Raw genomic sequence first — 11,175 nt, forward strand, 5'->3', positions numbered from 1 at the left:
TGGGTGCGCACTTCGGCCTTCAACTGTTCGGCCATGGCGCCAGGTTCGGCCATGCTCAGTCCGTCGGCGTCCTTGTTTTTGCCAAAACCGGTGGAGAGCATCGGTTTGGAGTAGGAGCGCCCGTCATCGGCGGTAATCAGCAGCAGCGGGGTTTCGCTATCGAGTTTGCGAAACTCCCGGGCCAGGTTGTAGCCCGCCAGGCCAGTGCCGACGATCACGACAGGTGCGTTCATTCCTTACTCCTCTGAAGGTCTTAGTTGATTTCGATCATTTCGAAATCCATTTTGCCGACGCCACAATCCGGGCACAGCCAGTCTTCCGGCACGTCTTGCCACAGGGTGCCCGGCGCAATGCCGTCATCCGGCCAGCCGTCGGCTTCGTTGTAGATCAGGCCGCAGACCACACATTGCCACTTTTTCATTCAGGTACTTCCTCAGTTCAGGCGTTTTGCCGGCTCGGACGGTCGATGCTTGCAGCTCTGCCGTCCGGCCCAGGGCGTTTTGTATAGAGGGGGCCGGGCAGATGCAAGCCTGTTCGGCGCAACGGCTGGGCGGATCACTCAAATTCACAGGCTGACATGTTAAGCTCGGCGCCTCCTTTGCTGCCAATAATGACTCATTGTGCAACACACAGAACGCCTCTCCCCGCTCGCACTCTGGCTCCCCCAAAGCCGGCTGACGCCTCAGCCCGACATGTCCGTCCTCGACTGGTTGTTCGATGATGGCTCGCTGACCAGGCGCCTTGTTCAACTGACCAACGATGCCTTCAGCGTCACGCCGCTGTTCGAAGGCTGGCAGGCCCTGCGCGCAGACGAATGCCTCGCGCTGGACCTTGCCGAAGGTACTGAAGGCTGGGTGCGCGAGGTGTATTTGCGAGGTCATGGTCAAGCGCTGGTGTTTGCCCGAAGTGTGGCGTCGCGCAGTGCATTGCAGGGCGATGGCTTGCATATGGATGAATTGGGCAGCCGATCCCTGGGCGAATTGCTGTTTTGTGACCGAGCGTTCCAGCGTCAGGCCATCGAGGTTTGCCACTACCCCCAGGAATGGTTGCCGAACGAAGTGCGGGCTCCTGAATTATGGGGCCGCCGTTCGCGCTTCGACCGTGGCGCATTGAGCATACTCGTGGCCGAGATTTTCCTTCCGTCCCTGTGGAACGCTGCCGGCGTCCAACCGGAGAGCCGTTGATGTACCAGAGCCTGCTCAAGTCCCTGAATCGCTTGAACCCTCGGGCCTGGGACTTCATTCAACTAACCCGCATGGACAAGCCGATCGGCATCTACCTGCTGCTGTGGCCGACGCTGTGGGCGCTGTGGATTGCCGGTAAGGGCTCGCCTTCGCTGGCCAACATCGTAATTTTCGTCCTTGGCGTGGTGCTGACCCGCGCCGGCGGCTGCGTGATCAACGATTGGGCCGACCGCAAGGTCGATGGCCACGTCAAACGTACTGCGCAACGTCCGCTGGCCAGCGGCAAGATCAGCTCGAAAGAGGCGCTGGTGTTCTTCGCGCTCTTGATGGGCGTGAGTTTCCTGCTGGTGCTGTGCACCAATGCTCCGACGATCTGGTTGTCGCTGGGCGGTTTGGCGCTGGCCTTCACCTACCCGTTCATGAAGCGCTACACCTATTACCCGCAAGTGGTGCTGGGCGCGGCGTTTTCCTGGGGCATGCCGATGGCTTTCACCGCCGAGACCGGGGAACTGCCGGCTGCAGCGTGGCTGCTGTGGATCGCCAACCTGTTATGGACGGTGGGCTACGACACCTATTACGCGATGACCGACCGTGATGACGACTTGAAGATCGGCGTGAAGTCCACGGCCATCCTGTTCGGCGACGCGGACCGGGTGATCATCCTGACCTTGCAAGGCCTGGCACTGGCCTGCTTGCTCTTGGCGGGCTCCCGATTCGAACTCGGCGGCTGGTTCCACCTGGGGTTGGTGGTGGCGGCAGGCTGCTTTGCCTGGGAGTTCTGGTACACCCGCGACAAGGATCGCATGCGCTGTTTCAAGGCGTTTTTGCACAATCATTGGGCAGGGTTGGCGATTTTTGTCGGGATTGTGCTGGATTACGCGTTGCGCTGACCCAAGGCCTGTCTTTGAACTGCGTTACGCAGGAGCAAGGCTTACCCGCGATGGCGCCTTCAAGATCGCTATCGCGGGCAAGCCTTGCGCCTGCAGAAGAGCGGTTACTTCTGCGACTCGTGAACGACGTGCCACACGTCCTTCATCTTGTCGCCCGTCATGTCTCCCGGCTTCTTGTCCTTCACAAACGTGTAAAGCGGCTTGCCGTCATAGGCGTACTGCATCTTCCCGTCATCTCGCTTGATGACGCTCCACTTGCCCTCGGCCGTGGCGCCCGCCGGCGCCATCATCGGTGGCCAGTTCTTCGCGCACTCGTCGTTGCACATCGACTTGCCGCCCGAGTCCTTGTCGAACGTGTACAGGGTCATGCCATTGTGATCGACCATCATGCCGTCTTTCATCATCGCCGGGTCGGCGGCCAAGGCCAGCGTCGGCAGCGTTAGCGCCGCCGTAACCAGCAGTGCCTTCCAGGATTGAGCAATGTGATTCATGGAAACCTTCCTTTTGCGGTTGTCAGGATTCGGACTTAGAGCTTAGCCCAGGATCATGGCAATCGCCGGTCGACTAAAATACTGTCACACGACTGCAATAATTCCGTTATCTAATGCGGCGCAAGACAGTTAAATGACAAGAGGATTAAGGCATGGTTGGCAGGAGCATTCTGATCGTCGACGACGAAGCGCCCATTCGCGAAATGATCGCCGTTGCGTTGGAAATGGCCGGCTATGACTGCCTGGAAGCGGAGAACTCCCAGCAGGCGCATGCCATTATCGTCGACCGCAAGCCGGACCTGATCCTGCTCGACTGGATGCTCCCGGGCACGTCCGGCATCGAGCTGGCCCGCCGCCTCAAGCGCGACGAACTGACCGGGGATATCCCGATCATCATGCTCACCGCCAAGGGCGAAGAGGACAACAAGATCCAGGGCCTGGAAGTGGGCGCCGACGATTACATCACCAAACCGTTTTCCCCCCGTGAGCTCGTCGCGCGACTCAAAGCCGTGTTGCGCCGCGCCGGCCCTACCGATGGCGAAGCGCCGATCGAAGTCGGCGGCTTGCTGCTCGACCCGATCGGCCACCGTGTGACCATCGATGGAAAACCGGCGGAAATGGGCCCGACCGAATACCGTCTGCTGCAATTTTTCATGACCCACCAGGAACGCGCCTATACCCGGGGCCAGTTGCTGGATCAGGTTTGGGGCGGCAACGTCTATGTCGAGGAACGCACCGTCGACGTGCACATCCGTCGCCTGCGCAAAGCCCTCGGCGATGCCTACGAAAATCTGGTACAAACCGTGCGCGGCACCGGATACCGCTTTTCTACCAAAGCATGAAGGTAGCTACGAGCTGCAAGCTTCAAGCGACAAGCTAAAAGCTGCTTTTCTGACAAGGACGCGCGTCACGTGAACCAAAACTGGCATGGCACCCTGATTCGCCACATGCTGCTGCTGGTCACCGCCTGCCTGGTGATCGGCCTGATCACCGGCTACTACGGCTGGAGCCTCGCCGCAGGCCTGGGCATCTACCTGGCCTGGACCCTCAAGCAACTGCTGCGCCTGCACGAATGGCTGCGCCTGCACAAACCCGATGAGGCGCCACCCGATGGCTATGGCCTGTGGGGCGAAGTGTTTGACAGCATCTACCACCTGCAACGTCGTGACCAACGGGTACGCGGGCGTCTGCAAGCGGTGATCGATCGCGTCCAGGAATCCACCGCCGCGCTGAAAGACGCGGTGATCATGCTCGACACCGACGGCAACCTGGAATGGTGGAACCGCGCCGCCGAAACCCTGCTGGGCCTCAAGACTCCGCAGGACAGTGGCCAGCCGGTGACCAACCTGGTGCGCCATCCGCGCTTCAAGGAATACTTCGAGCAGGACAACTACAGCGAACCGCTGGAAATCCCCTCGCCGACCAATGACCGCGTGCGCATCCAGCTGTACATCACCCGCTACGGCAACAACGAGCACTTGATGCTGGTGCGCGACGTGACGCGCATCCATCAGCTGGAACAGATGCGCAAGGACTTCATCGCCAACGTATCCCACGAGCTGCGTACGCCGCTGACGGTGATCTGTGGCTATCTGGAAACCCTGCTCGATAATGCCGAAGAGGTGAACCCGCGCTGGACCCGCGCCTTGCAGCAGATGCAGCAGCAAGGCGGGCGCATGCAGACCCTGCTCAACGACTTGCTGTTGCTGGCCAAACTGGAAGCCACCGATTACCCATCGGACAACCAGCCCGTGGCCATCGACGGCTTGCTGCAATCGATCAAGGGCGATGCGCAGCAACTGTCCGGCCAGAAAAACCAGCACATCACTCTGGAGGCCGACCCGACCATCCTGCTCAAGGGCAGTGAAGCGGAATTGCGCAGCGCGTTTTCCAATCTGGTGTTCAACGCGGTGAAGTACACCCCGGCCGAAGGCAATATCCGCATTCGCTGGTGGGGCGATGAACAGGGCGCGCATTTGAGCGTGCAGGATTCAGGGATCGGCATCGACAGCAAACACCTGCCGCGACTGACCGAACGCTTCTATCGCGTCGACTCCAGTCGCAACTCCAATACCGGTGGCACCGGGTTGGGCCTGGCGATCGTCAAGCACGTGCTGTTGCGCCATCGGGCGCGCATGGAAATCAGCAGCGTGCCGGGCCATGGCAGCACCTTTACCTGCCATTTCGCTCCCGCCCAGGTCAGCAAATCCCTGGTCATCAGCACCGCCGACTGATACCGGCCAGCACGCGCCACTAGGCAATCGCCCAGTCAGCCGCTACATTGGCTGACTTGTGCCTGCCATTCAGGTACACATTTTCTTTCCTTTCGAATTCACGGAAACCGCAAAACTCCATCATGGACCCTTCCCCTGGCTTGACCCTCGCTACAATTTTCGCCGACTTCGGCATGATTCTTTTTGCTCTGATCCTGGTTTTGCTCAACGGCTTTTTCGTTGCGGCGGAATTTGCCATGGTCAAATTGCGCTCGACCCGTGTCGAGGCCATTGCCGAACAACACGGCTGGCGCGGTCACATTCTGCGTACCGTACACAGTCAGCTCGATGCTTACCTGTCAGCCTGCCAGTTGGGTATTACCCTGGCCTCGCTGGGCCTTGGCTGGGTGGGCGAGCCGGCGTTCGCGCACATTCTCGAGCCGTTGCTGAGCGCCGTGGGCGTCGAGTCGGCCGAGATCATCAAAGGCGTGTCGTTCTTCACCGCGTTCTTCATCATTTCGTACCTGCACATCGTGGTCGGCGAGCTGGCGCCCAAGTCGTGGGCGATCCGCAAACCCGAGCTGCTGTCGCTGTGGACGGCGGTGCCGCTGTACCTGTTCTACTGGGCGATGTACCCGGCGATCTACCTGCTCAACGCCAGCGCCAACGCGATTCTGCGTATCGCCGGGCAAGGTGAACCCGGCCCGCACCATGAACACCATTACAGCCGCGAAGAACTGAAACTGATCCTGCACTCCAGCCGTGGCCAGGACCCGAGCGACCAAGGCATGCGCGTATTGGCCTCGGCGGTGGAAATGGGCGAGCTGGAAGTGGTCGACTGGGCCAACTCCCGCGAAGACCTGGTGACCCTGGAGTTCAACGCACCGCTCAAGGAAATCCTGGCGATGTTCCGTCGCCACAAATTCAGCCGCTACCCGGTGTACGACAGCGAGCGCCAGGAATTCGTCGGCCTGCTGCACATCAAGGACCTGCTGCTGGAACTGGCGGCGCTGGACCACATTCCCGAGTCGTTCAACCTTGCCGAACTGACCCGCCCTCTGGAACGCGTTTCCCGGCACATGCCGCTGTCGCAATTGCTGGAACAGTTTCGCAAGGGCGGCTCGCACTTCGCCGTGGTCGAAGAGGCCGATGGCAACATCATCGGCTACCTGACCATGGAAGACGTGCTGGAAGTGCTGGTGGGCGACATTCAGGACGAACACCGCAAGGCCGAGCGTGGCATCCTCGCCTATCAACCGGGCAAGCTGCTGGTGCGCGGTGATACACCGCTGTTCAAGGTCGAGCGACTGCTGGGCATCGATCTGGATCACGTCGAAGCCGAAACCCTTGCCGGGCTGGTCTACGAAAGCCTGAAGCGGGTGCCGGAAGAGGAAGAAGTGCTGGAGGTCGAAGGTTTGCGGATCATCATCAAGAAGATGAAAGGGCCGAAGATCGTGCTGGCCAAGGTGTTGATGCTGGATTAAGTCACGCCCCTGTAGGAGCCGGCTTGCTGGCGATGGGTACGCCGCGGTGCCCCTGTGATACCGCGTTATCGTTCATCGCCAGCAAGCCGGCTCCTACTGCCCAACGCAAAGTTGGGCATCGCCCCCACCGGTTGATTGAACCGGTACGGAATCGACACCAGCCCCATCCCGGTATTGCGCTGCACCACGAAGTGCAAATGTGGCCCGGTGCTGTTGCCGGTGTTGCCCGACAGGGCCAGTGCACTGCCTACCGCCACCTTCTGCCCCTCTCGTACCCTGACCGAGCCTTGCTTGAGGTGCAGGTACACACCCATGGTCCCGTCATCGTGCAGCACCCGCACGAAATTGCCGGAAGCATCAGTGCCACGCCCGCTCTGGCCATTCTCGGTTTTCACCACCACCCCGCCCCGTGCGGCGATGATCGGCGTGCCCTCCGGCATGGCAATGTCGATGGCGTAGCGGCTTTTAGGGCCGAAGTGGCTGTAGGGGCCGTTGGCGCCCTGACTGATCCGGAACGGACCGCCACGCCAAGGCAAGGGATACCGATAGCCCACAGCGGTGCCTGTCGGGTCACCGAGCGAATATTTGAGCTTGGGAATGTAGGCAAGCGGCTTCCCGGCCCGGATCGCCGTGAGCTGCGCCAGGCGAACGCTGGTGCGCAGTGGAATGACTCGGCGGATCGATCGACCTGGAATTCCGCTGACGTTCTTCACGCCGGCAAAACTCAATTCGATCTCCACCGGTGCATACAGGTCATTGCGCACATACACGCTGTCGACGCCGTCCTTTTTCATGATCACGTAGTACACCTGACGCTCCAGGCGCTCGACCATACGATCTCGAAAAACGAATACCTTTGAGCCTTTCGTGGGGCGATCGCTGTAAGAGACCACGCCATTGGCATCGGTGGACTTGTAGATAGTCATGGCCATGGATGAAGCGCAGGCCATGGACAAACCACAAAGAAACAACAGGCGCGCGAACATGGGAAGGAGTTCTGTCGAGTAAGGCTTGGGATTGAGCCTAGCAGCCGGAATTGACCCGCGTGGTCGACAGATGTTTCGAAAAGGATGTTACGGGAGGATGAGCGGTGACAGTTCTGGCCCCATCGCGGGCAGCCCGCTCCCACAAGGTATTCAATGTCCCTGTGGGAGCGACGGTGCGACGATTCGACTTGCTCGCGATGGCAATCTCACGGGTGACGCAGTTTTAAGCGCCGGGAATGAAATGCTTCTGCGCCGTGCCACGGGCTATCAGGCGGGAGATGTAGTCGAGTTTCTGCGCATCCTGGTCGACGAAGCGAAAGGTCAGTTGCAACCACTCGCTGTCGGGCTTCTGTTCGTGAGCGACGATGGCATGCAGATAGCCATTGAGACGCGCCGTTTCGGCGTTGTCACCCTGCTCCAGGTCGAGCACAGCGCTGTCGAGGACTTGCGGCAGGGTTTCGGCGCGCTTGACCACCAACAGTGCTTCCTTGAGGCTCAGTGCCTTGATCACGCATTGCTGGATGCCGTTCGGCAAGCGCAATTGACCCTGGCCACGTCCTCCACCCACGGTGGCCGCTGCTACAGGAGCCTTGACTGGCGGGCTGTTGAGCAAGCCACCCCGCGACGGTGCCGGGGCCGCAGGTGCAGTTGCAACGGCAGCCGGAGCGACCACGGCGGGTTTGCCGCCAGTCAATGCACTGAGCGAGTCATTGCCGAACGCCGGGCTGGTTTTAGTCGCTGCAACGTTGATCAAGGCATCGAGCTTGCCGACCTTGTGCAGCGCCTGCTTGACCTTGGTGATCAGTTGCTCGTTGGTGAACGGTTTGCTGACGTATCCGGACACGCCGGCCTGGATTGCCTGGACCACGTTCTCTTTGTCGCCGCGACTGGTCACCATCACGAACGGCATGCTTTTGAGGCTGTCCTGCTCACGGCACCAGGTCAGCAGTTCCAGGCCGGACATTTCCGGCATTTCCCAGTCGCACAGGACCAGGTCGAACGCTTCCTTCGCCAGCATGGCCTGAGCCTTTTTGCCGTTGACCGCGTCTTCGATTCGCATGCCCGGGAAATAGTTACGCAGGCATTTCTTCACCAGGTCACGAATGAACGAGGCATCGTCCACGACCAACACACTGACCTTACTCATCCATAACCCCTTTAAAAAATCCCGGCAAGCATACCGCTTTGCTGATGGCACATTGCCAAAACCTTCAGTCACGCCGGCACTTTTCGTTCGCGGGTGCTGCTTTTCGAATTCGTCGGCCGCAAACAAAAACGCCCGGCCAAAAGGCCGGGCGCTTTACTTGGGCAACCTTACTTATCGTCAGCTTTGCCCGGAACATTAGCGGTTTCACCGCTTGTTCCTTCAACTTCTTCTTTCATGCGCTTGAGGCCCAGGTGACGCACGTCGGTACCGCGCACCAGGTAAATCACCAGTTCCGAGATATTGCGCGCGTGGTCGCCGATCCGCTCCAGCGAACGCAGCACCCAGATAATGCTCAAGACCCGCGAGATAGAGCGCGGGTCTTCCATCATGTAGGTCGCCAGTTCACGCAGGGCGGTCTTGTATTCGCGGTCGATGATCTTGTCGTACTGCGCTACCGACAACGCCAGGTCGGCGTCGAAACGGGCAAACGCGTCCAGCGCATCACGCACCATGTTGCGCACTTGGTCGCCGATGTGACGAACCTCGACATAACCGCGCGGCGCTTCACCTTCTTCGCACAGCTGAATCGCACGGCGGGCGATTTTGGTCGCTTCGTCGCCGATGCGCTCCAGGTCGATCACCGATTTGGAAATGCTGATGATCAGGCGCAAGTCCGAGGCCGCCGGCTGGCGACGGGCCAGAATGCGCAGGCATTCTTCGTCGATGTTGCGTTCCATCTGGTTGATCTGGTCGTCGATCTCGCGAACCTGCTGGGCCAGGCCGGAGTCGGCCTCGATCAGCGCGGTCACCGCGTCGTTGACCTGCTTCTCGACCAGCCCGCCCATGGCCAGGAGGTGGCTGCGCACTTCCTCGAGCTCGGCGTTGAACTGCGCGGAAATGTGGTGGGTAAGGCCTTCTTTACTAATCATGTTGGCGTCCTTGGAGCGTCCGGTAAGGTGCGGTGGGCCGCAGCGTCAGTTCAGTGAGCAACCAACCGCTTGCTAGCCGTAACGACCGGTGATGTAGTCTTCGGTCTGCTTCTTCGCCGGATTGGTGAACAGGGTGTCGGTGTCGCCGAATTCCACCAGTTTGCCCATGTACATGAACGCCGTGTAGTCGGAAACCCGCGCGGCCTGTTGCATGTTGTGGGTGACGATAACGATGGTGAACTTCGATTTCAGTTCGTAAATCAGCTCTTCGACTTTCAGCGTCGAGATCGGGTCGAGCGCCGAGCACGGTTCGTCGAGCAACAGCACTTCCGGCTCCACGGCGATGGTGCGCGCAATGACCAGACGTTGCTGCTGACCACCGGACAGGCCCAATGCCGACTCGTGCAGGCGGTCCTTGACCTCGTCCCACAGCGCCGCACCTTTCAACGCCCACTCGACGGCTTCGTCGAGTACGCGCTTCTTGTTGATACCCTGGATACGCAAGCCGTAGACCACGTTCTCGTAGATGGTTTTCGGGAACGGATTCGGCTTCTGGAACACCATGCCGACCCGGCGACGCAGTTCGGCGACGTCTTCGCCCTTGCGGTAGATGTTGTTGCCGTAAAGGTTGATCGCGCCCTCGACACGGCAGCCATCGACCAGGTCATTCATGCGGTTGAAGGTCCGCAGCAGCGTGGATTTGCCGCAGCCGGACGGGCCGATGAAGGCGGTCACGCGCTGTTTCGGGATGTTCATGCTGACGTCGAACAAGGCTTGTTTGTCGCCGTAGAACAGGCTCAGGCCCGGCACTTCGATGGCTACGGTTTCCTGCTCGAGGCTCAGGCTCTGTTTGTCGCGACCCAGGGCCGACATGTTGATGCCGTGGGTATGTGCTTCGTGCTGCATGGGAGGCTCCCTGTGCTAACAAATTCGGTTCAATTGGCCGCTGCAGGCATAAAGCCTGGCGGTAGCACCCCCCCTGTAGGAGCACAGCTTGCTGGCGATGGCGATTTTGAAAACGCCATCGCGGGCAAGCCTTGCTCCTACAGGGAGCGGCAGTAATCAGCTATCCAGCGCTTTGTATTTTTCGCGCAGGTGGTTACGGATATAGACGGCCGACAGGTTCAACGTCGCGATCACCAGCACCAGCAACAACGCCGTGGCGTATACCAGTGGTCGTGCCGCTTCGACGTTCGGGCTCTGGAAGCCGACGTCATAGATGTGGAAGCCCAGGTGCATGATCTTCTGGTCCAGGTGCAGGTACGGGTAGTTGCCGTCCACCGGAAGCGACGGCGCCAGTTTCACCACACCCACCAGCATCAGCGGCGCCACTTCACCGGCGGCTCGGGCCACGGCGAGGATCATGCCGGTCATCATCGCCGGGCTGGCCATCGGCAGCACGATCTTCCACAAGGTTTCAGCCTTGGTCGCGCCGAGAGCCAACGAGCCTTCACGCACGGTGCGAGGAATCCGCGCCAGGCCTTCTTCGGTGGCCACGATCACCACCGGCACCGCCAGCAGTGCCAGAGTCAACGAAGCCCAAAGCAGACCCGGCGTACCGAAGGTTGGCGCCGGCAACGCTTCAGGGAAGAACAAGCGGTCGAGCGAGCCACCCAGTACATAAACGAAGAAGCCCAGACCGAACACGCCGTAGACAATGGCCGGTACACCCGCGAGGTTGTTCACCGCGATGCGGATCACCCGGGTCAGGGTGTTCTGCTTGGCGTATTCGCGCAGGTACACCGCCGCCAGCACGCCGAACGGGGTGACGATCATCGCCATGATCAACGTCATCATCACGGTGCCGAAGATCGCCGGGAAAATCCCGCCTTCGGTGTTCGCTTCACGCGG

The 11,175-nt window shown here is 60.2% G+C and carries 12 protein-coding genes and 1 pseudogene; 5 read left to right on the top strand and 8 right to left on the bottom strand.

Going from position 1 to position 11,175, the window contains the following annotated elements; translation table 11 throughout:
* Both D8V06_RS20330 and D8V06_RS20335 read right to left on the bottom strand, forming a co-directional pair.
* Positions 1-233, bottom strand: a pseudogene (locus tag D8V06_RS20330) (FAD-dependent oxidoreductase); the annotation flags it as partial.
* Positions 234-253: 20 nt separating this feature from the next.
* Entirely contained in the window at positions 254-421 is a 168-nt protein-coding gene (locus tag D8V06_RS20335) for a rubredoxin (RefSeq protein WP_007954349.1), read from the bottom strand.
* A 199-nt stretch (positions 422-620) separates the two neighbouring features.
* On the opposite strand from D8V06_RS20335, the gene D8V06_RS20340 reads away from it, so the two are divergent.
* Entirely contained in the window at positions 621-1,184 is a 564-nt protein-coding gene (locus D8V06_RS20340) for a chorismate lyase (RefSeq protein WP_130931673.1), read from the top strand.
* Entirely contained in the window at positions 1,184-2,074 is an 891-nt protein-coding gene (gene ubiA / locus D8V06_RS20345; protein WP_056854353.1) for a 4-hydroxybenzoate octaprenyltransferase, read from the top strand. Before D8V06_RS20340 ends, ubiA begins: the two co-directional genes overlap by 1 nt.
* A gap of 104 nt (positions 2,075-2,178) precedes the next feature.
* Here ubiA and D8V06_RS20350 read toward each other — a convergent pair whose 3' ends face one another.
* The gene (locus D8V06_RS20350) at positions 2,179-2,565 is read right to left on the bottom strand and encodes a hypothetical protein (RefSeq protein ID WP_130903516.1); all 387 of its coding nucleotides are present in this window, start codon (positions 2,563-2,565) and stop codon (positions 2,179-2,181) included.
* Between the two features lie 152 nt (positions 2,566-2,717).
* Here D8V06_RS20350 and phoB point away from each other — a divergent pair, with 152 nt between their 5' ends.
* The 3 genes from phoB to D8V06_RS20365 all read left to right on the top strand — a co-directional run bounded on the left by phoB (position 2,718) and on the right by D8V06_RS20365 (position 6,262).
* Positions 2,718-3,407, top strand: a complete 690-nt coding sequence (phoB, locus tag D8V06_RS20355) for a phosphate regulon transcriptional regulator PhoB (protein ID WP_034149326.1) — start codon at positions 2,718-2,720, stop codon at positions 3,405-3,407.
* Positions 3,408-3,512: 105 nt separating this feature from the next.
* Complete coding sequence (phoR, locus tag D8V06_RS20360) at positions 3,513-4,799, top strand: phosphate regulon sensor histidine kinase PhoR (protein WP_236708451.1); 1,287 nt, start codon at positions 3,513-3,515, stop codon at positions 4,797-4,799.
* Positions 4,800-4,921: 122 nt separating this feature from the next.
* Positions 4,922-6,262 (top strand): hemolysin family protein, encoded by a 1,341-nt coding sequence (locus D8V06_RS20365; RefSeq protein WP_130931674.1) that lies wholly within the window; start codon positions 4,922-4,924, stop codon positions 6,260-6,262.
* 65 nt (positions 6,263-6,327) lie between these two features.
* Here the strand turns inward: D8V06_RS20365 and D8V06_RS20370 are convergent, their stop codons facing one another.
* The 5 genes from D8V06_RS20370 to pstA all read right to left on the bottom strand — a co-directional run.
* Positions 6,328-7,248 (bottom strand): peptidoglycan DD-metalloendopeptidase family protein, encoded by a 921-nt coding sequence (locus tag D8V06_RS20370; RefSeq protein WP_130931675.1) that lies wholly within the window; start codon positions 7,246-7,248, stop codon positions 6,328-6,330.
* A 223-nt stretch (positions 7,249-7,471) separates the two neighbouring features.
* Entirely contained in the window at positions 7,472-8,395 is a 924-nt protein-coding gene (locus D8V06_RS20375; protein WP_130903514.1) for a response regulator, read from the bottom strand.
* Between the two features lie 167 nt (positions 8,396-8,562).
* Positions 8,563-9,324: a phosphate signaling complex protein PhoU gene (gene phoU, locus D8V06_RS20380; protein ID WP_008150055.1), complete on the bottom strand. Its 762-nt coding sequence runs from the start codon at positions 9,322-9,324 to the stop codon at positions 8,563-8,565.
* 72 nt (positions 9,325-9,396) lie between these two features.
* The gene (gene pstB, locus D8V06_RS20385; protein WP_020797931.1) at positions 9,397-10,230 is read right to left on the bottom strand and encodes a phosphate ABC transporter ATP-binding protein PstB; all 834 of its coding nucleotides are present in this window, start codon (positions 10,228-10,230) and stop codon (positions 9,397-9,399) included.
* A gap of 156 nt (positions 10,231-10,386) precedes the next feature.
* Positions 10,387-11,175: phosphate ABC transporter permease PstA (pstA, locus tag D8V06_RS20390; RefSeq protein ID WP_130931676.1), on the bottom strand; the 789-nt coding region annotated here is incomplete at its 5' end.

The organism is Pseudomonas sp. Sample_24, assembly GCF_004307605.1.
GTDB lineage: Bacteria > Pseudomonadota > Gammaproteobacteria > Pseudomonadales > Pseudomonadaceae > Aquipseudomonas.

What these genes read in the sequence shown, in the direction of transcription:
- ubiA (WP_056854353.1), top strand. Translation starts at nt 1,184, where the DNA reads ATGTACCAGAGCCTGCTCAAGTCCCTGAATCGCTTGAACCCTCGGGCC.
- phoB (WP_034149326.1), top strand. Translation starts at nt 2,718, where the DNA reads ATGGTTGGCAGGAGCATTCTGATCGTCGACGACGAAGCGCCCATTCGC.
- D8V06_RS20365 (WP_130931674.1), top strand. Translation starts at nt 4,922, where the DNA reads ATGGACCCTTCCCCTGGCTTGACCCTCGCTACAATTTTCGCCGACTTC.
- pstB (WP_020797931.1), bottom strand. Translation starts at nt 10,230, where the DNA reads ATGCAGCACGAAGCACATACCCACGGCATCAACATGTCGGCCCTGGGT.
- D8V06_RS20350 (WP_130903516.1), bottom strand. Translation starts at nt 2,565, where the DNA reads ATGAATCACATTGCTCAATCCTGGAAGGCACTGCTGGTTACGGCGGCG.
- D8V06_RS20375 (WP_130903514.1), bottom strand. Translation starts at nt 8,395, where the DNA reads ATGAGTAAGGTCAGTGTGTTGGTCGTGGACGATGCCTCGTTCATTCGT.
- phoU (WP_008150055.1), bottom strand. Translation starts at nt 9,324, where the DNA reads ATGATTAGTAAAGAAGGCCTTACCCACCACATTTCCGCGCAGTTCAAC.
- D8V06_RS20335 (WP_007954349.1), bottom strand. Translation starts at nt 421, where the DNA reads ATGAAAAAGTGGCAATGTGTGGTCTGCGGCCTGATCTACAACGAAGCC.
- phoR (WP_236708451.1), top strand. Translation starts at nt 3,513, where the DNA reads ATGCTGCTGCTGGTCACCGCCTGCCTGGTGATCGGCCTGATCACCGGC.
- D8V06_RS20370 (WP_130931675.1), bottom strand. Translation starts at nt 7,248, where the DNA reads ATGTTCGCGCGCCTGTTGTTTCTTTGTGGTTTGTCCATGGCCTGCGCT.